Source organism: Actinoalloteichus spitiensis RMV-1378 (assembly GCF_000239155.1).
Taxonomy (GTDB): Bacteria; Actinomycetota; Actinomycetes; order Mycobacteriales; family Pseudonocardiaceae; genus Actinoalloteichus_B; species Actinoalloteichus_B spitiensis.
The window spans coordinates 1-19482 of record NZ_AGVX02000102.1 but is presented as its reverse complement, the minus strand read 5'-3'; the positions used below and the strand labels follow the sequence as shown (position 1 = coordinate 19482).

Genomic DNA, 19482 nt, shown 5'->3' with positions numbered 1-19482 from the left:
GGGGGTCAGGGTGTGCCGGGATGGCCGTCGTCGCCGTGGGTGGGCGGGCGCGGGGGTGCGGGCTGCCGTGGTGACCGGGGTGTCGCACGAGCGGGTGGTGGGGCGAGGATCAGGGCCGGGGCGGGGGTGGCGATGGCGTGGAGATCCTTGTCGGCCCGTCCACCCCCCGCTAGTCTCCCGTCGACACGGCTCGCGACGATCACCGCCGGGCTCCTCGCCACGGCGGCGGCACCGGTTCCCCCGGTCGTCGCCCCGTCGCTCGCGATCGGGACGGCCGCCCTCGGGCGGGCCGTCCCCGGCGCGTGGCGGGCGGGATGGGCGCGACGACGGGACTTCCACCGGGAATCGGGGTTCGGACATGTCGGTGTCAGGAGTGGCGGCGGCGCGGCTGGCTGGCGAGGCCCCGCGCTCCCTGCTGGCCGGGACCACCAATCCCGAGAGCGCCGTGTTCCTGGCGATCTGGGCGCACCACGACGGCGATCCCGACACCGCCCTCGCCGCCGCCCGGCGGGCCACCGAGCTCGACCCCGACCGCGAGTTCGCGCGCCTGTTGGCGCGCTACCTGGACACCGGGCACACGCGGGCTGACCACGTCTACGACACGCCAGCCGCGTTCCAGGCCTTCATCCGGGGCGGCGGCAACGTGCGCCTCTACTCGGCCACCCACGAGGCGCTCCGGCGACACCACCGGCGGTTCCCGGCCCCGACGGTGCTCGACGTGGGCGTCGGGGACGGGACGGCCCTGCTACCGGTCCTGGATGCCCGGCTGTCCCGGGTCGACGTGGTGGAGCCGTCGGGTGAGCTGCTCGCGCGCACGCGGGCGGGGCTCGCGGAGTCCGGCGTGCCCCACCGCGTGCGGCACGCCCGGATCGAGGACGTCCAGCGGGAGTGGGACGGCGAGAGGTGGAACGTCGTCCAGTCGACCTTCGCCTTCGACACCCTCCCTCCCGATCGCCGGTCCGGGGTGTTGGAGTGGATCCGGGACCGCTGCGACTCCCTCGTGCTGGTCGTCTTCGACGTCCCGGACACCACGCGGCCGTTCTCCCCCGAGTGGTTCCTCCCCGTGCTGGCCAAGGCCGAACAGGGCATCCGGGAGTACACCGAACACCGCGACCTGGTCGGACTGGGCTTCCTGGTGCCGGTGGTCCTCGGCTTCTTCGACGCGGGGAACGCCAGGGCCAACTACGAACAGTCGGTGTCGAGCTGGGAGGCCGAGCTCCGGAACGCCGGTTTCGGCACGGTCTCCTCCCACCACCTGTGCGACTACTGGTGGCAGCCGGCCCACCTGGTCGAGGCGGCCCGCTGACCGCCGCCGCGGGTCAGGGAGCCACCCGTTCGACGCTCCAGCCGTCGGCGTCGTGCACGTAGCGGAGCCGGTCGTGCAGCCGGTCCGGGCGCCCCTGCCAGAACTCGACCGCCTCGGGGCGGATCCGCCATCCTCCCCAGTGCGGTGGCATCGGGACGCGCTCGACGTCGGCGAAACGGCGTTCGATCGCGACGAGGGCGGCGTCCAGGCTCCCCTTGGACACGACACGGGACTGCGGCGAGGCCCACGCCCCCAGTTGCGACCCCCTCGGCCGCTGCGCCCAGTACTCGGCGGACTCGGCGGCGCTCACCCGTTCGACGGTTCCCCGGACCGTGGCCTGCCTCTGCAGCGCGATCCAGGGGAAGGTCGCCGACGCGTACCTCGTCGCCTGGAGGTCGTGGCTCTTGCTGGAGGTGAAGTTCGTGTAGAAGGTCAGCCCCCGCTCGTCGAGCCCCTTCGCGAGCACCGTGCGGGACGAGGGACGGCCGCTCGGGTCGGCGGTGGCCAACACCATCGCGTTGGGTTCGGGAACCCCGGCCGCCTCCGCCTCCGCCAGCCAGATCCCCAGCTGTTCGTGCCAGCTCTCCGCGAGCGACCCCTCGTCGAGGGACCCCGCCTCGTAGGACACCCGCATGGCAGGCAGCACAACATCAACCTCGGACATCGATCACGCTCCCGAATAGGCGGCCGGCGACACCGTGGACGAGGACGGTATTTCCCGGAAACCCCGCACTGAAAAGCACCCTTTCCCGTGAGGATAACCACACCGTGCGTGATGGGTCGATCACGAACGCCCGCTCTGACCAGCGCAATCGATCACGGGAACGATCCAGTCCACTCGATTGGCCGAATTCGCTCGACGGACGGGGCCCGCGACCCGACCGACATGGGGTGGAAACCGGACGAACGACCAGAAGTCCACCACGACCGCGCCCGAACGCCCCGACCCTGGAACACGGGCCGTCCCGCGCACCTGCCAGACTTGCTCCCGCCAGGTGATCCGGCCAGGCGCCGGAACGGAAGAACTCACGCTCCGACCGGAGGAGCCCCCATGACGCAGACGGTCGACCCCACCACCCTGGTCCTGCCCGACGACCTCCGACCCTCCGACGGCCGTTTCGGCTGCGGGCCGTCGAAGGTGCGCCCGGAGCAGCTGCGCAGGCTGGCGAGCGAGGGTTCCGCCCTCATGGGCACCTCCCACCGGCAGAAGCCCGTCAAGTCCCTGGTCGGCAGGGTCCGCACCGGGCTGCGCGCGCTGTTCTCCCTGCCCGAGGGCTACGAGGTCGTGCTCGGCAACGGTGGTACGACGGCGTTCTGGGACGCGGCGGCCTTCGGCCTGGTGCGGGAGCGGGCGCTGCACCTGGCCTTCGGCGAGTTCTCCAGCAAGTTCGCCAAGGTGACCAACGGGGCCCCGTTCCTCGGCGAGTCCGTCGTGGTCCACGCGGAGCCCGGTACCGCCCCCGCGCCGACGGCCACCCCGGACGTGGACGTGCTGGCCTGGGCGCACAACGAGACCTCCACCGGAGTGGCGGTCCCGGTGAGCCGCCCGGAGGGTTCGGACCACGCGCTGGTCGCCGTCGACGCGACGAGCGGTGCCGGCGGTCTGCCGGTGCGCGCCGAGGACTTCGACGTCTACTACTTCGCCCCGCAGAAGTGCTTCGCCTCCGACGGCGGGCTGTGGATCGCGTTGGCCAGCCCGGCGGCGGTGGCTCGGATCGAGGAGATCGGCGCGGGCGACCGCTGGGTCCCCGAGTTCCTGTCCCTGCCCACGGCGCTGGACAACTCGCGCAAGGACCAGACCTACAACACCCCGGCCGTCGCGACCCTCTTCCTCCTGGCTGACCAGATCGAGTGGATTCTCGACAACGGCGGCCTCGACTGGGCGACCGCGCGCACTGCGGACTCGGCGACGAGGTTGTACGGGTGGGCCGAGGCCTCGCCCTACGCGACGCCGTTCGTCACCGACCCCGCCCACCGGTCCCAGGTGGTGGGGACGATCGACTTCGACGAGTCCGTCGACGCGGCGTCGGTCGCGAAGGCCCTGCGCGCCAACGGCATCGTGGACACCGAGCCGTACCGGAAGCTCGGCCGCAACCAGCTGCGGGTCGGCATGTTCCCGTCGGTGGAACCGGATGACGTGACCACCCTCACCCAGGCCGTCGACTGGGTCGTCGAAAGACTGGGCTGAATGGGGCGTTGAGTAGTTTTCCGCTAGCGCCCTCTCCCCGAAGAGTGCAAGATCTAAGGCATAGCAAGCTGCCGTGTGGGTGAAAAATTGGCACAGTAGGGCTACACCGCCGGGGCTCGGTTCGTGCTAGGGACCGGCGCGCCTGCCCGGGTAGATCACTGCGTCAACCTACCGTCGGTCTGATGAGGTGGAGTCAGCGGGGAGGTAGTGATGCGAGCGCTGCGAGTCGTCGGGCTTGATGACGACGGCAAGACCGTCATCTGTGAAGACCCGGCTCGTGGCGAGCGCTTCGCGTTGCCGGTGGACGCGCGGCTGCTCGCCGCCGCCCGAGGCGACGTGACCAGGCTGGGCCAGGTCCAGGCCGAGATGGACAACCAGATGCGGCCGCGCGAGATCCAGGCGCGCATCCGGGCCGGGGCGACGGTCGAACAGGTGTCCGAGGCGGCGGGTATCCCGTGCCACCGTGTCGAGCGGTTCGCGTACCCGGTGCTGCTCGAACGGTCGCAGACGGCCGAGCGCGCCCAGCGCGCCCACCCCATGCGGGAGGACGGGCCGGACGTCCAGACCCTCGGGGAGGTGGTGTCCCACTCGTTCGGGCTGCGTGGTCAGGACTACACGGACGCGAACTGGGACTCCTGGCGGGGCGAGGACGGCAAGTGGGTCGTCCAGCTGCACTGGCGGGCCGGCCGGTCCGACAACCGGGCGCACTGGATCTTCCACCCGGGCGCCCACGGTGGGACGGTGACCGCGCTGGACGAACACGCCGCCGACCTGCTCGACCCGTCGCCGAGCCGGCAACTGCGCACGGTGCGGCCGGTCACGCGACTCGCGAGGCAGGCGTTGGAGGCCCCCGACGGGGTGGACACGGCCCTCGCCGAGGTGGGCGTGGAGGTGCGGACGGCGGACCAGCCGTCCGACACGGACGCGCCGCTGCCCGTGGTCACCGAGGGTGTCGAGGCGCCCGAGCTGGGCGACGGGGCGGACCACGAGGCGGAGGAGTCGGTTCCGGCGGAGGTGGGCACCGGCCGAGCAGGCACCCGACGGGTGAAGAAGAGCCATCCCATCGTCCCGTCCTGGGAGGACGTCTTACTCGGGGTCAGGTCCCAGCGGGGTTGACCCGATGAGGAAGCCGGTCGGCGCGCGGGAGCCGACCGGCTTCGTCGTGTTCGGGGTGGGCCACGAGCGCCCGGGACGCCCGGGCGGCCCGCACCACTCCTCCCGCCGGGGTCAGGGCGTCGCGGGCCAGGTGTCGTCGAGCAGCGTCAACGGCCACCCCTGGTCCTCGCACCACTCCTCCGCCTCCTCCCGGCTGATCTCCACCACCGTGGACGGCAGCGTCGAGCCCAGTGCCGCCCAGCCGTCCGGGGCGAGCACGTACCCCTGACCGCTCACCACGCCGAGCAACCGGCCCGCGGGGAACGCCATCGTCGGCGAGGTGCGCAGGTAGGTGACCTCTCGTGGGTGCGCCATCCTGGTAGTGACGCACGGATCGGGCTTGACCTCAACCGCACTCGAGCGGCCACGGTCGGGCCGTGCACCCGACGAAAAACCAGTCGCCGTGGCGGGAGGCCCGTCGTACCGTCGATTCCGCCATGGACACCGACACCGAGGCCACGTCCCCAGCGCCCACGTCAGCGACCGCCCGTCCCGACCTTCCCGACGACCACCAGCCGGACCGCGCCGGTCGGCCGCGGCGCGGGGAGGCGGCTCCCCGCCGGTCCGCGACGAGAGCACTGGCGCGGCTCTCCCCGTACGCGGGAGCCGTCCGCACGCCGCTGCTCGTCAGCACGTCGCTCGCACTGCTGGCGGTACTCGCGGGCCTCGCGATGCCGTTGGCCATCGGCGCGGCGATCGACGGGCCCGTGACGGAGCGGGACCTGGCCGGCCTGATGTGGATGGCGGGGCTGGTGCTCCTGTTGGGCCTCGTGGAGTCCGGGTTGCACCTGGCACGTCGGCGGGTCATGTCCGGGCCGACGACGGCGGTGGAGGCCCGGATGCGGCAGGACCTGTTCCACCACCTCCAGCGACTCCCGGTCTCCTTCCACGACCGGTGGCCTTCCGGCCAGCTGCTCTCCCGCGCCGTCAACGACCTGTCGACGATCCGCCGCTTCTTCGCCTTCACCAGCGTCTTCATCGTGGTGAACGCGATCACGATCCTGGTGGGGCTGGCGATCCTGTTCTCGATCTCCCCCGTGTTCGCGCTGGTCATGGTGGTGATCGGGATCCCCACCGCGCTGATCACCCTGCGGATCGAGCTCCGGTACAACGCGGAGTCCCGGCTCTCCCAGGACCAGCAGGGCGACCTGGCCACGACCTTCGAGGAGTCCGTCCTCGGTGTGCGGGTGCTCAAGTCGCTGGGTCGGGGACGGCACCTCGCGCGCCACTTCACCGCGCAGGCCCGAGAGCTGCGGGGGACGGAGCTGCGGAAGATCCACCTGCTCGGCTCGGCGTGGTTGTGGATCATGGTGCTGCCGGAGCTCGGCGTGGCCGCCATGATCGCCTACGGGGGCTACGGGGTCGCCACGGGGACGATGACGGTCGGCTCGCTCGTGGCCGCGATCACCATCCTCGCGTACCTGCGGTTCCCGATCGACTCGATGGGCTGGCTCTTCAGCGAGGCCAACGAGGCCGCCACGGCCAGTGACCGGTACTGGGAGGTGCGCGACAGCCCCCGGGAGCTCGCGGACCCGGCCGAGCCCGCCGAACTGCCGCGCCCGGTCCGGGGTGAGCTCCGCTTCGAGGACGTCCGCTTCCACTACTCCGCCGCCGGCGGCGCGGACGAGCGGGCCGGCGGCGCGGAGGTGCTGCGCGGTGTGGACCTCACCCTCGTGCCGGGGGAGACGATGGCACTGGTCGGCGCCACCGGGTGCGGCAAGACGACGCTGACCGCACTGGCCTCCCGGCTGGCCGACCCCACTGGCGGGCGGGTCACCCTCGATGGCGTCGACCTTCGCGACCTGCGGTTGGCGGACCTGCGGACCGCCGTGACCACGGCGTTCGAGGATCCCGTGCTGTTCTCGGCGAGCGTCCGGGAGAACGTGCGGCTCGGTGCCCCGGACGCGACCGAGGAGGAGGTCGTGGCCGCGCTGCGCGTGGCCCATGCGCTCGACTTCGTCTCGGCGCTGCCCTGGGGGCTGGACACCAGGATCGGCGAGCAGGGGCTCTCGCTGTCCGGGGGCCAGCGTCAACGCCTGGCCCTGGCCAGGGCCGTGGTCGGACGTCCGGCGGTGCTGGTGCTCGACGACCCGTTGTCCGCGCTCGACGTGCACACCGAGGCCGAGGTGGAGGCCGCGTTGCGGCGGGTGCTCACGGGGGTGACCGCCTTGCTGGTGGCGCACCGCCCGAGCACGGTGCGGTTGGCCGACCGCGTGGCGCTGCTGGAGGACGGCCGGGTCACGGCGGTCGGCACCCACCACGAACTGCTGGCCAGCGAACCCGGCTACCGGGCGCTGTTGGCCACACCCGACGACGAGGACGGCGGCGACGAGGTCGCTGGGCCGGCGGGGAACGAGGTGCCATCCCGATGAACGACCCGGCTGACACGGCTGCCCCGGACGCGCGGCGCGCTGCCGCTCCCCCGCCGGTACCCCGCGCCGAGGGGGCGGACCCGCCCGCTCCGGCCGCCACCCGACCTGGGGCTGGCACGAGCGGCCGGGACGACGACTGGCGTGGCGTCGCGGTCGAGGACGTCGAGGACCCGGCTGGCCAGGCGAGCCTGCGGTTGGAACGCCGCTCCCGGCGCCTGCTCGGCGAGCTCCTCCGCCCCCGCCGGGGCGCGGTGGCCCTCGCGCTGCTGCTGACCGTGCTCCAGAACGCGTCCTACCTGGCCGGCCCGCTGTTGGTGGCCGGCGCCATCGACGTGGGGCTGCCGGCAGCCCTGGACGGCAGGCCGGAACCACTGCTCTGGTTCGTCCTGGGCTACGCCGGGGCGGCGATCGCCTCGGCCGTGCTGCAGTTCGCCTTCATCACCCTCTCCGGTCGGCTCGGCCAGGACGTGCTGCTGGAGCTGCGGCAGCGGCTGTTCCGGCACGCGCAACGCCTGTCGGTGTCGTTCCACGACGGGTACACGTCGGGCCGGATGATCTCCCGGATGACCTCCGACATGGAGTCGCTGGACCGGCTGCTCGCCGAGGGCCTGGACGGGCTGTTCACCTCACTGCTCAGCATGATCGGCATCGCGGCCCTGTTGCTGTGGATGGACGCGCCGCTGGCGTTGATCATGTTGGCCGCGCTCGTGCCGCTCGTGCTGGTCGCCGGCTGGTTCCGGTCGCGGTCCCGCAGCGCCTACCGCCGGACCCGCTCCTCGATGGCCAACGTCATCACCCACCTCGTGGAGACGATGAACGGGGTCCGGGCCGTGCAGGCGTACCGCCGGGAACAGCGGAACGACGAGATCATGGGCGAGGCGTGCGGGGAGTTCCGCCGGGCCAACAAGCGGGCGCTGGACGTGCTGGCGGTCTTCGTCGGGGCGACGCGGAGCCTGGGGAACCTGAACCTGGTCGTCGTGCTCGCCGTGGGCGGCTGGTGGGTGGCCGAGGGCCGCCTCGACCTGGGGGTCCTCACCGCCTTCCTGCTGTACCTGCGGCGGTTCTACGAGCCGTTGGACCGGCTGGCGATGGTGCTCGACTCCTACACCGGGGCGGCGGCCGCGTTGGAGAAGATCTCGGGCGTCCTGGCGGAGCCCCTCCGCGTCGCCGAGCCGTCCGATCCGGTCCGGTTGGTGTCCCCTCGCGGTGACGTGCGGTTCGAGGGCGTCGAGTTCCGGTACGGCGAGGACCGCCCGCCGGTGCTGCCCCGGCTCGACCTCACCCTTCCCGCCGGTCAGACGGTGGCGTTGGTGGGTGCGACCGGGGCGGGCAAGTCCACCCTGGCGAAGCTGCTGGCGCGCTTCTACGACCCCACCGCCGGGCGGGTGACCCTGGACGGCGCTGACCTGCGGGATCTCTCCGACGAGGACCTGCGGGCGGCGGTGTCGATGGTGACCCAGGAGTCGTTCCTGTTCTCCGGTTCGATCGCCGACAACATCCGGCTGGGGCGTCCGGGCGCCACCGACGAGGAGGTGGTCGCGGCGGCGCGGGCCGTCGGGGCCCACTCCTTCGTGGTCTCGCTGCCGGAGGGGTACCGGACCGAGGTGCACAAGCGCGGCGGGCGGCTCTCCGCCGGGCAACGGCAGCTGATCGCCTTCGCGAGGGCGTTCCTGGCCGCACCCGCCGTGCTGGTCCTCGACGAAGCCACCTCCAGCCTCGACCTGCCGGCGGAACGGGCCGTTCAGGCGGCGCTGGAGACCGTCCTGCGGGGCCGGACGGCGGTGATCATCGCGCACCGGTTGTCCACGGTGCTGATCGCCGACCGGGTCCTGGTCATGGACGGTGGCCGCCTCGTCGAGGACGGGCCCCCGGCCGAGCTGATCGGATCGGGGCACGGCCGGTTCCACGCCCTCCACGAGGCCTGGCGCGACTCGCTGGTCTGAGTGGTCAGTGCCCACCCCAGCGGTGACCACCCCGCGACGGATCGGTGATGATCCAACATACTGGACACCGAACTTCGTTGAGGGACGACAACGGCGCGGGGTGGCCGAGGGTGGCGCGGGTGGAGCTTCGGGCGCAGGGTGGGCGACCGGTGGTGCGGCGGGTCAGTGACGGAACCCTCGTCGAGATCGAGGGCGGGCGGGACCGGCTGCCGCCCGACCTGGCCGCGTCCCTCCGGGAGTGGGCCGAGGTGGTCGAGGCGGTGTGCGCCCACGAGGAACCGGGGAACCGCGCCCTCGTCTCGGAACGGGGGCGCCGGCTGGCCCACCGGCTCGCCAGGGCGACCAGGTCGCGGGTGCGGTACGTCGATCCGCTGGTCGACCGCGTCGTCCTGGTCTCGGCCCCGGCGGGCACCTTCGCGCCAACGCTGGCGGAACCCGTCCCCTGGGCGACCGGGCTGACCGCCAGCACCCTCACCGGGGGGCCGGTCGCGGTCGGCCTGTCCTGGCTCTTCCTCGACCTGCTCACCGACAACCCGTTCGCCCTCCTGGTCGCGAACCTCGTCGTGGTGGGCGGGCTGGCCCCGGCCGTCCTGCTGCTGTCGCGGCGCGCGGTGTGGCGCTGGGTCGCCTACGGTGTGGCCGGCGGGGTGCTGGTCAGCTGGTTCATCCTGGTGGTCAGCCTGTTGGGACCGCGCTGATCCGCCGGGGCTGGCTGGCTCAGGCGGTCGGGGCGAGGGCGTGGAAGGCGATGGCGGCCGCGGTCGCCACGTTCAGCGAGTCCACACCGCCGGACATCGGGATGCGGACCCGCAGGTCAGCCGCGTTCATCGCCTCCTCGGTCAGGCCCGGCCCCTCGGAACCGAGCAGCACGGCGACGCGCCGTCCCGCCAGACCGGCGCCAGCCAGGGGTACGGCCGTCGCGTCGGGTGTCAACGCCACGACCTGGTACCCGGCGCGGCGGAGCGCGTCGAGACCGTCCGGCCAGGGACGCAGGGGCGCGAAGGGCACCCGGAGCACGTGCCCCATCGAGACGCGGACGCTGCGGCGGTACAGCGGGTCGGAGCAGTTGGCGCCCAGCAGCACGCCGTCGACGCCGAGCGCGGCGGCGTTCCGGAAGATCGCGCCGAGGTTCTCGTGGTCGCCGACGCCTTCGAGCACGGCGAGGGTGCGGGCACGAGCCGCCAGGTCCGCCGCGTCGGGCATCGGCGCCCGGTCCGCGACGGCCAGCACCCCCCGGTTCAGGTGGAACCCGACGACCTCCGCCATGACCTCGGCCGGGGCGACGTACACCGGAACGTCGAGCCCGGCGAGGTCCGGGGCGAGTTCCTCCACCCGCCTCGCCACCCCGAGCAGCGCACGGGGTGGGTAGGCGGAGGCCAGGAGCCGGCGCACCACCACCACGCCCTCGGCGATCACCAGTCCCCGTCCCCCTGGCCGGTCGGGCCGCCGGTCCGCGGTCGTGAGGTCGCGGAAGTCGTCCACCAGGGGGCTCCCCGGATCGGTCACCTCAGTCACTCGTGCCACGGCCCGAGTCTCGCACCACGGGGATTCCGAACCGGCCGGGCGGGTAACCCCTGCTGCGTGGTCCCCCCACGACGACGTGCGCGCTGCGTGATGGTCCGGTGACGGGGAGCACCGCTTTGGCCGCTAGCGAGCGGGTTACGGCTGTGTCACGGTGAGCGTCCGCTCGAGAGCCACCATGGGAGGCGACATGGGACAGGACTTGGGGGCGCGGTCGTTCAGCCGGGAGGACCGGCAGCGCTTTCGTGACAAGGTGCAGCGGTGCCTGGAAGCGCTTGCCAGGATGCTCGCACAGGACAGGTTCGCGCAGGACAGGCAGCGCATGGGCCTGGAGATCGAGTTAAACCTGGTGGACCAGCACTTCCGCCCGGCCATGGCGAACGCGGAGGTGTTGGACAGGATCGCCGACCCTGCCTTCCAGACCGAGCTGGGGCAGTACAACATCGAGATCAACGTCCGGCCGCGCCCACTCGCCGGGGACGAGGCGGTGGAGCTGGAGGAGGAGCTCCGCCAGGCGCTGGGCGATGCCGAGGCCCGGGCGGTCGACACCGGGGCGAGACTCGCGGCGATCGGCATCCTCCCGACACTGCGCACCGAGCACTTCGACCCGCACTGGCTGTCCGTCGGCTCGCGGTTCGACCTGCTGAACAAGGAGATCTTCTCGTCCCGGGGCGAGGAGATCCTGTTGCACCTGAAGGGGTCGCCACTGCCCGGGCGTGACTCCGAGACGCTGCGGAGCTACGCGGACTCCATCCTTCCCGAGTCGGCGTGCACCTCCGTCCAACTGCATCTCCAGGTGCGGCCGGAGGACTTCGCCGACCACTGGAACGCCGCCCAGTGCCTGTCGGGCGTGCAGGTCGCGATCGCGGCGAACTCCCCGTTCCTCCTGGGCAAGGCCCTTTGGCACGAGACCCGGATCCCCCTGTTCCAGCAGGCGACCGACACCCGGCCCGACGAGCTCAAGAACCAGGGGGTGCGTCCCCGGGTGTGGTTCGGCGAGCGGTGGATCAACTCGATCTTCGACCTGTTCGAGGAGAACGCCCGCTACTTCCCCGGCCTGCTGCCCGAGACCGACGAGGAGGACCCGCTGGAGGCGCTGAACATCGGCAGGACGCCCAAGCTCGCGGAACTCCGGTTGCACAACGGGACGGTGTGGCGGTGGAACCGGCCCGTCTACGACGTCGTCGACGGCCAGCCGCACCTGCGGGTGGAGAACCGCGTGCTGCCGGCCGGGCCCACGGTGGCGGACATCATGGCCAACGCCGCGTTCTTCTACGGTGCGCAGCGGGCGCTGGTGGACCAGGAACGGCCGCTGTGGAGCCAGATGTCGTTCCACGCGGCGGAGGAGAACCTGTACGCGGGCGCGAGGAACGGCATGGACGCCCAGCTGTACTGGCCGGGCGTGGGCTGGACCCCACCGCACGAGCTCGTGCTGCGGAAGCTGTTGCCGATGGCCCACGAGGGCCTGTCGCGGCTGGGCGTGTCGGGGGCCGTGAGCGACCGTTACCTGGGGATCATCGAGCAGCGCTGCCTCACCCGGCAGACCGGCGCGAACTGGCAACGGCAGACCGTCAGCGCCTGGGAGGACGCCGGTTACGGGCGGCAGGAGGCGCTGACGCGCATGCTCGAGGAGTACCTGGAGCACATGCGGGAGGGCAAGCCGGTGCACGCCTGGCCGGTGCGGAACCACTGACCGCCGTGCGGCGCCACCGGCGGGTGTCGGCCCCGCCCACCGGTGGCGAGCGGGGCCGACCCGTTCCCGAACTGACTACCGCTCCCACCACGAAGCGGATGTTGGTTAGGCTAACCTACCCAATCCGGGCTGCCAAGCCCAACCCACGTCCCGCCGGTCCTCAGCGTCCGGCGCGTTCGGAGCGTGTCGAGCGCTCGGAGCCGGACGTGGTCGCCACCGCCTCCGGCGACTCGCGCCTGCGCACCCGTGCCATCAGACCCGCGGCGGTGAGCGAGGCCAGGAACGCGATCGCCCCGCCGGCGATCAGCGGAGAGGGCACGCTGATGTGCTCGGCCATCCAGCCGGAGAGGCTGCTGCCCAACGGCATCCCCCCCAGCAGCACCAGCATGTAGAGGCCCATCACCCGCCCCCGCATGTGCGGTTCCACCGTGAGCTGCACGGTGGCGTTCGCGGTCAGGCTGAACGTCATGAAGGCGATGCCCGTGGGCACCAGCACGGCCCCGAACAGCCCCATCGTGGGCATCAGGCCGAGCAGCACGACCAGGCAGCCGAACACCATGCCCGCGACGAGCAGCAGGCGGAGGCTGGGACTGCCGTCCCTGCTGCGGCGCGCCGCCAACGCCGCGCCGGTCAGGGTTCCGACGGCGAGCACGGTGGAGAGCAGACCAAGCCCCTGGGGGCCGGCCTCGAAGAAGTTGTTGGCCATCACCGGCAAGGTGGTGTTGATGTTCATGCCGAAGGTGCTGACCAGGAAGACGAGGCCCATCAGGACGGTGAGGTCGGGTCTCCCCCGCACGTAGCGCAGCCCCTCCCGCAGTTGCCCTCGCGCACGGGGCACCGGGTCGGAGCGGAACAGCCTGTCCGGGTCCATCAGGACCAGCCCGAGGACCACGGCGACGACGCTCACGGAGTTGACGACGAACAACCACCCGGTGCCGATCCAGGCGATGGCGTACCCGGCGATGCCCGGGCCGACGATGCGGGCCATGTTGAAGGTCATCGAGTTCAGCGCGACCGCGTTCGCGACCTGGTCCCGGCCGACCATCTCCATGACGAAGGACTGGCGGGCGGGGGTCTCGAACGCGGTGAAACAGCCCAGGACCAGGCAGAGCACGTACACGTGCCAGAGTTCGACCACTCCGCCGAGCACCAGGACCCCGAGCACCAGCGCGCAGGCGCCGATCCCGGTCTGAAGGACGATCAGCATCTTGCGCTTGTCGAGCCGGTCCGCGAGGACACCCGCCCACAGGGTGAGCCCGAGAGTGGGGATGAACTGGAGCGCGATGGCGATGCCGAGCGCGACGGGGCTGTCACCGGAGAGTTTGAGCACCAGCCAGTCCTGCGCGATGCGCTGCATCCAGGTACCGACCAGCGAGATGATCTGCCCCGAGGCGTACAGCCGGTAGTTCCGCACCCGCAACGAGGCGAACATCCCCCCGCGCGCGGGCTCGTGGTCCCGTGGTTCCTGGAACTCCTGGGTCGCGGCGAAGTCCGGCACGGGCTCAGCCTGGCCCGAGCTACTCGGTTCCCGCTGGAGCGGGCCTCGGGTGGGCTGCTGGTCAGCCGTGTCCCGGGCGTCGCCTCCTCCGCCCGATGCGTACCCCGGCATCGGCTACGCCACGTCCCCTCTCCACGACCAGCTGGTTCCTCGCGTGCCCCGCCTCACGAGCCGGCGACCCGGTCGATGATCTCGGCGGCCCGGCGCAGCACTTCTCGTTCCGACTCGTCCAGTTCGGCGAGCCGGCGTTCCAGCCAGCGCTCACGCGCGGTGACCTCGGCGGCGATGTAGGCCCGCCCGGCCTCGGACAGTTCGACGATGGCCTGTCGGCCGTCGGTGGGGTGCGGGCGCCTCGTCGCGTAGCCGGCCTCCTCCAGGGCGGCGATCACCCTCGTCATGGACGGCGGCTGCACCCCCTCCTTGGCCGCCAGCTCACCCGGCGTGAGCGGGCCGCACTTGTAGAGGCAGGACAGCGCGGACAGCTGGGTCAGGGTCGCCGACGCGTCGGCGCGCTGGGCGCGCAACCGCCGGTTCAGACGCACCACCGCGACGCGAAGCCTGCTCGCCAGCCCGGGGTCCAGGTAATCGGACACGTCGTTAGCATACCTCACTAACTCTCCGTGTCCCCGCGTTCCGACCGGAGCCGAGGTGCTCCCGCCGAGCATGCCCCACCGCCCGGCGCCGGGCCCCGGTGACCGCGCTCAGGGGTGACCAGGATCGGGGTCCCCCGTCGAGGGCGACCCTCGCGCCCCGCCCGAACAGGGATGCCACCGGCGCCGCCAGTTCACGCGGGAGCCGCGCGGTCCGGATCGCGCGGCCAGCACCCGTCACCGTCGCGGCCGTCCCGGTCGAGGCCGGTTCGGGCCGGTCGGCCGTCCAGGACCACTCCCGTCCCCAGCCCGGGACGACGAGCGCCGGCCGGGCTCGGCCGACATCGCGAGCACCGGGTCGGCTGGCGCGGTGGTGCGGCCCCGCCCGGTCGCGGCGGGTCCTCATCCCTCTGCCCGCTCCGGCGGGAGGCCGTCCAGCGACCACCGCGCCCTCGGCAGCAGCTCCCGCACCCGGCGGCGGAAGGTGCCCAACGCCAGTTGCGCGGACACCCGCTGCTTCCCGGTGGTGCGGGTGGCCCCGGGAGGCGTGGCGAGCAGGGGCCCGACGACCCTGGTCAGGGCGCCCATCGCCGTCGCCTCCCACGCGGTGCGCAACCGCTCGACGTCGCCGGGTTCGGCGATACCGGCGTCCGTGCTCAGCTTCACCAGGAAGCGGCGGACCTGGGTGTCCAGCGCCGCCAACACGCTGTCCCCGACCGCCTCACCACCGTTCCAGGTCGGGGAGTCCGTTCCGGTGCCGGAGAGCAGGCGCTCGGAGAGCCGGTTCGCGGCCCTGGCCAGCTCCTCGGCCTGCTGGCACACCTCGGCGACGGCTGCGCGCAGCCGCGCCTCCTCCGAGCGGAGAACCCGGACGGGCACGGAGACGGTGTCGGCGAGGACGTCGTCCACCGTGCCCGACTTGGAGCCGTAGACGACTCCCGAACCAGCGAGCCGGAGCGGGTAGTCGTCGGGCACCCCCTCCTCGCCGACGAGCCCACCGAGCACGTCGAGCACGCGGGGCGGGCACGAGGGTTCACCACCCGAGGCGGGGGTGAGCGCCAACACGGACGGCAGGCCACGCCACCCGAGCCGACCGGGGACGTGCCGCCGGGGGCGCCACGAGGGCTCGTCCCCCTCCGTCCCCCGGCCCGCCGCCCACACCGTGTGCGGCTCGAACTCCGGCACGCCACCGGCGAGGCGGTCCCCGGCGGTGACGACGGCGTGCCGCACCCGCACCGGCTGCCCCTGGCCGCCCACCGGGAGGAGGAGCACTCGCCGGGAGAGCCAGGTCAGCAGGTCCAGTGGACCGGCGGCCGGACGGGCCACCCACCGCGCGCACGTCGGCGGCCGGCGCCACTGGGGGCGGTCGCCAGGGGCCAGCGGCCCGATCGGGAGGTTGAACAGCAGCGTGTCGAACAGCGTGGTGCCCAGCGGCACCACCGGCCCCAGGCCCCCGAGGGAACCGGCCGGGTTGCCCGTGGTCTTCCCCGCGACCAGGTGGGGATCGCCGAGCGCGCCGGTCTTGATGCCGGCCGAGTCCCAGCAGTGGACGTGCAACAGCCACCAGGCCGCCTCGGCGGGACGCAGGCCAGGGGCGGGGCTGGGCGCGGGCGGCCCCGTGCCGTCCCGGCGGCGCGGGGAGGTCGAGAGCACGTGCCTGGTCCTGCTGCTCGGGGTGCGCAGCCCGGCGGCCTGCGCGAAGGGCGCGGTCGGGTGGAAGAGGTCGAAGCGGTGGCGCCACTCCGCCAGGTACCCGCCGATCCGGTCGCGCTGTTCCCCGTCGAACCGCCGAGCGCGGAACGTCCGGAGCCACCTCTCCCTGGTCATCGGGCCGAGCGCGTCGAGCACGACGGGCACCAGCACCTGGCGCAGCAGCGTGGGTGTCAACGTGGGCTGACCACCGGCGAGGTCCCCGAACTCGTGGGCGTCCAGCAGGGCGTCCGCGAGGGACACCTCCCCCACCGCGCTACCGCAGACGAGCGGCAGCCAGGGTTCGTCGATCAGGTCGAAGGTGGTCATGCGGATCTCCAACGGGAGTCGAGGCGCGTGGGGACGAGGGCGGCGCGGGCTCCGGGCGCCGCCGTGGCCGACCTCGAGGAGGTGGCCGGACGGGGCGGTGCCCGGGCGCCGACGGGGGTTCCGCCGGGGAGGGTCTCGGAGCCCCGCCGGGAGCGCCGGCGGCCACGCGTTTTTCGGAACGAGTTCCCCACACCCACCCGACCGAGCTGAACCGCACCCACTCCGGTGGCGTGCGCACGACGGCCTGGCGGAAGAAGTGGAATTCGGGCCCCTCCAACAAAGGAGGACCCTTTCCCCGAACAATTACCCGGGCTCGTGAGCGGGAGAGGACGAGGCCCGATTCCCGGGGAACACAGCCGAGGCGCGACCCGCCCCCACCGGTCACCGGAAGGGCGCGGGACACTGCCCACTACCCGCGAACACGCCGGTCAGGGCCGTGCCATCCATCCAGTTTCCCGACCGGGCACGCCCGGACCGGGCAGCGAGGCGACAGGAGGTGAATCCGATGCGGAGACGAATGCAGGCAGGGGCGAACACTGGAGCACCGTAGCGCGACGCACCTCGCACCCAGGATGAATGCGCGGATATCATCCGTTCGGAGCAATAAAGGCCAAACCCGATCCGCCCCACGACCATCGAGCGATCAGAAAACTCACTCGACGGTGTGAATAGGAAGGGCGCCACCGGAGTTCACGGAAGGGCTGCCCCCGGCGGGACCCGCTCAGCCGGAGCCGGCCTGGCCGGCCGGGACCGCAGGCCGCGGCGGGAGGGGAGCGACGAGGGACCCGTAGAACTCGTTCCGCCGCGACAGGTCGTCGTGATCTCCCTGGGCGCCCACCCTCCCGGATTCCAGCACGATCACCCTGTCGGCGGCGCGCACCGTCGACGGCCGGTGAGCGATGACCAACAGGGCGCGCTCGGCCGCCAGGTCCGTGATGGTCGTTGTCAGGGCGGCCTCGTTCGCGGCGTCGAGGTGCGCCGTCGGTTCGTCCACCAGCACCAGGTCCGGCTTCGCCAACAGCGCACGGGCGATCGCCACCCGCTGCCGTTCACCCCCGGACAGGAAGGCACCGTGCTCGCCCACCTGGGTGTCCAGCCCGGAGGGCGGACCACGGGGACCGGCGGTTCGCCCACGGCCTGCCCCCTGTCGCGGCACCGCGGTTCTCGGTGGCGGGCGGAGGGCGACCGTGGCCTGGGACGACGGGGAGTATGGTCCCGCAGGCGGGCGGCACGGGGTGGCCGCCGGGGAGGTCGTCGACCGACGGCGTGCGTCCGGGTGGACGTCGCTCCGTTCGACCGCCACCCACCACCCCCGACGTGCCCGACGAGGCGCCCGACGACGCGGTCGCGCGCGCCGCCGCGCCTACCGACCATCCAGCACGGGAGCACCATGTCCAGCAGCGGTGACGGCACCACCGTCCAGAACTCGTCCGAGCCCCCCGGCAGGTCCCGGCTCGACCGGTTCTTCAAGATCTCCGAGCGCGGTTCCTCGGTGTCCCGGGAGATGCGCGGGGGCCTGGTCACCTTCGTGACGATGGCCTACATCATCGTCCTCAACCCGCTGATCCTCGGCAGCTTCTCGGCGGACGATCCCAGCGCGAAGGTGGACGTCAACGGCGACATCCTCACGGTCCCCCAGGTGGCGGCGGCCACCGCCCTGGTCGCCGGGGTGATGACGATCCTCTTCGGGCTCGTCGCCAACTACCCGTTCGGCCTCGCCGCCGGTCTGGGCATCAACACCCTCGTCGCGGTCACCATCGCCCCGCAGATGACCTGGCCGGAGGCGATGGGGCTGGTGGTGATCGACGGTCTGATCATCCTGGTGCTGGTGGCCACCGGGTTCCGCACCGCCGTGTTCAACGCGGTTCCCGCTCCGCTCAAGGCGGCCATCGCCGCCGGGATCGGCGCCTTCATCTGCTTCATCGGGCTGGTCGACTCCGGTTTCGTGCGCCGGGTACCCGACGAGGCGGGCACCACCGTGCCGGTCGGGCTCGGGATCGACGGCTCCATCGCCTCCTGGCCGACGGCGGTGTTCGTCGTCGGTCTGATCCTCACCGGCGTGCTGGTGGCCCGGCGCGTGCGGGGCGCGATCCTGCTGGGCGTCCTCGGCGGCACCGTGTTGTCGGTCGTGACCGAGTGGCTCACCGGCGCGGGGCGGGGCGGTCCGGACAACCCGACGGGCTGGAACCTGAGCTACCCGGGCCTTCCCGAGCAGTGGCTGTCCCTACCGGACCTGTCGCTCGTCGGTGACGTCTCCTTCGGCGCCTGGACCCGGCTGCCCGCCATCACCGTCAGCCTGCTGGTCTTCACCCTCGTCCTCGCGAACTTCTTCGACGCGATGGGCACCATGACGGGCCTGGGCAAGGAGGGCGACCTGATGGACGACAAGGGCCAGCTGCCCGGCGTCGGTAAGGCGCTGTTCGTCGAGGGCGTCGGCGCGGTGGCCGGCGGCGCCGGTTCGGCGTCGTCCAACACCGTCTTCGTGGAGTCGGCGGCGGGCATCGCGGAGGGCGCCAGGACGGGCCTGGCGAACATCGTGACCGGGCTGCTCTTCCTGGCCGCGATGTTCCTGACGCCGCTGTACCAGGTGGTGCCGATCGAGGCGGCCGCCCCCGCGCTGGTGGTGGTCGGGGCCATGATGATCGGCCAGGTCCGGCACATCGACTTCACCGACTTCAGCATCGCGCTGCCGGCGTTCCTCACCATCGTGGTGATGCCCTTCACCTACTCGATCGCCAACGGCATCGGCGTCGGCTTCGTCAGCTACGTGCTGATCCGCGCCACCACCGGTCAGGCACGGTCGATCCACCCGCTGCTCTGGGTGGTGGCGGCGGCGTTCGTCGCCTACTTCGCCGTCGGCCCGATCCAGGCGGCCTTCGGGGGCTGATCAGGCGTCCGTCCGGGTGGGCCCCGGTCGCCGTGCCGCCCACCCGGGCGTCCACGAGGCCGACACCCCGGGCGTAATCTGGCGGTCGTGGCCGAGTCGCAGGGGAACGAGGACCGTCAGGGGGGTCCGCCGTCGCGGTGGAAGGACCTGCCCCCACTGAGCGAGCGGTTGGCTCGGTCCGATCCGGTCGTCCTGGTGGGCACGGCCCTGTGGGCGGTGTCCTTCCTCGTCCTCCTCACGCTCGACCTGAGCACCGCCGCCGAGCTGACCACCCTGGTCTGGACGGCGCTGGCCGGGACGGTGCTGGGGT

The 19482-nt window shown here is 72.5% G+C and carries 16 protein-coding genes; 9 read left to right on the top strand and 7 right to left on the bottom strand.

The window, feature by feature from the left end; translation table 11 throughout:
* The first annotated feature begins 358 nt into the window (after positions 1-358).
* Positions 359-1306, top strand: coding sequence for a methyltransferase domain-containing protein (locus ACTIDRAF_RS0205280; RefSeq protein ID WP_016697670.1), 948 nt, complete (start codon positions 359-361; stop codon positions 1304-1306).
* A gap of 13 nt (positions 1307-1319) precedes the next feature.
* On the opposite strand, the gene pdxH is transcribed toward ACTIDRAF_RS0205280, so the two are convergent.
* Positions 1320-1970 (bottom strand): pyridoxamine 5'-phosphate oxidase, encoded by a 651-nt coding sequence (gene pdxH, locus ACTIDRAF_RS0205275; RefSeq protein WP_026065801.1) that lies wholly within the window; start codon positions 1968-1970, stop codon positions 1320-1322.
* Between the two features lie 387 nt (positions 1971-2357).
* On the opposite strand from pdxH, the gene serC reads away from it, so the two are divergent.
* Together serC and sepH are read left to right on the top strand one after the other, a co-directional pair.
* Complete coding sequence (serC, locus tag ACTIDRAF_RS0205270) at positions 2358-3494, top strand: phosphoserine transaminase (RefSeq protein WP_016697668.1); 1137 nt, start codon at positions 2358-2360, stop codon at positions 3492-3494.
* 210 nt (positions 3495-3704) lie between these two features.
* The gene (gene sepH, locus ACTIDRAF_RS0205265; protein ID WP_016697667.1) at positions 3705-4610 is read left to right on the top strand and encodes a septation protein SepH; all 906 of its coding nucleotides are present in this window, start codon (positions 3705-3707) and stop codon (positions 4608-4610) included.
* Positions 4611-4721: 111 nt separating this feature from the next.
* On the opposite strand, the gene ACTIDRAF_RS0205260 is transcribed toward sepH, so the two are convergent.
* A complete protein-coding gene (locus tag ACTIDRAF_RS0205260) occupies positions 4722-4964 on the bottom strand; it encodes a hypothetical protein (protein WP_016697666.1) in 243 nt (80 codons plus the stop codon).
* Between the two features lie 122 nt (positions 4965-5086).
* On the opposite strand from ACTIDRAF_RS0205260, the gene ACTIDRAF_RS0205255 reads away from it, so the two are divergent.
* The 3 genes from ACTIDRAF_RS0205255 to ACTIDRAF_RS0205245 all read left to right on the top strand — a co-directional run bounded on the left by ACTIDRAF_RS0205255 (position 5087) and on the right by ACTIDRAF_RS0205245 (position 9662).
* Positions 5087-7021 (top strand): ABC transporter ATP-binding protein, encoded by a 1935-nt coding sequence (locus tag ACTIDRAF_RS0205255; RefSeq protein WP_016697665.1) that lies wholly within the window; start codon positions 5087-5089, stop codon positions 7019-7021.
* Positions 7018-8964 carry an ABC transporter ATP-binding protein gene (locus ACTIDRAF_RS0205250; RefSeq protein WP_016697664.1) on the top strand — a complete coding sequence of 649 codons (1947 nt, stop codon included), beginning with the start codon at positions 7018-7020 and terminating at the stop codon, positions 8962-8964. The genes ACTIDRAF_RS0205255 and ACTIDRAF_RS0205250 overlap by 4 nt, the downstream gene beginning before the upstream one ends.
* 119 nt (positions 8965-9083) lie before the next feature.
* Positions 9084-9662, top strand: coding sequence for a DUF2537 domain-containing protein (locus tag ACTIDRAF_RS0205245; protein ID WP_157162857.1), 579 nt, complete (start codon positions 9084-9086; stop codon positions 9660-9662).
* Between the two features lie 19 nt (positions 9663-9681).
* Here ACTIDRAF_RS0205245 and ACTIDRAF_RS0205240 read toward each other — a convergent pair whose 3' ends face one another.
* On the bottom strand, positions 9682-10488 hold the full coding sequence (locus ACTIDRAF_RS0205240) for a TrmH family RNA methyltransferase (RefSeq protein ID WP_026065800.1): 807 nt from the start codon (positions 10486-10488) through the stop codon (positions 9682-9684).
* 187 nt (positions 10489-10675) lie between these two features.
* Between ACTIDRAF_RS0205240 and ACTIDRAF_RS0205235 the strand changes: the two genes are divergently transcribed.
* Positions 10676-12178 (top strand): glutamate-cysteine ligase family protein, encoded by a 1503-nt coding sequence (locus ACTIDRAF_RS0205235; RefSeq protein WP_026065799.1) that lies wholly within the window; start codon positions 10676-10678, stop codon positions 12176-12178.
* Positions 12179-12338: 160 nt separating this feature from the next.
* On the opposite strand, the gene ACTIDRAF_RS0205230 is transcribed toward ACTIDRAF_RS0205235, so the two are convergent.
* From ACTIDRAF_RS0205230 to ACTIDRAF_RS34775, 4 genes are all read right to left on the bottom strand, one after another.
* On the bottom strand, positions 12339-13676 hold the full coding sequence (locus ACTIDRAF_RS0205230) for an MFS transporter (RefSeq protein ID WP_016697660.1): 1338 nt from the start codon (positions 13674-13676) through the stop codon (positions 12339-12341).
* 164 nt (positions 13677-13840) lie between these two features.
* Positions 13841-14269, bottom strand: a complete 429-nt coding sequence (locus ACTIDRAF_RS0205225; protein WP_016697659.1) for a MarR family winged helix-turn-helix transcriptional regulator — start codon at positions 14267-14269, stop codon at positions 13841-13843.
* A gap of 399 nt (positions 14270-14668) precedes the next feature.
* Positions 14669-16285 (bottom strand): type I-E CRISPR-associated protein Cse1/CasA, encoded by a 1617-nt coding sequence (gene casA, locus ACTIDRAF_RS27325; protein ID WP_016697657.1) that lies wholly within the window; start codon positions 16283-16285, stop codon positions 14669-14671.
* Positions 16286-17006: 721 nt separating this feature from the next.
* Positions 17007-17369 carry an ATP-binding cassette domain-containing protein gene (locus tag ACTIDRAF_RS34775; RefSeq protein WP_016697656.1) on the bottom strand — a complete coding sequence of 121 codons (363 nt, stop codon included), beginning with the start codon at positions 17367-17369 and terminating at the stop codon, positions 17007-17009.
* Positions 17370-17675: 306 nt separating this feature from the next.
* Here ACTIDRAF_RS34775 and ACTIDRAF_RS0205205 point away from each other — a divergent pair, with 306 nt between their 5' ends.
* Entirely contained in the window at positions 17676-19172 is a 1497-nt protein-coding gene (locus ACTIDRAF_RS0205205) for an NCS2 family permease (protein WP_016697655.1), read from the top strand.
* Between the two features lie 87 nt (positions 19173-19259).
* A partial coding sequence (locus ACTIDRAF_RS32505) for a DUF2530 domain-containing protein (RefSeq protein ID WP_039785913.1) occupies positions 19260-19482 on the top strand: 223 nt, incomplete at its 3' end.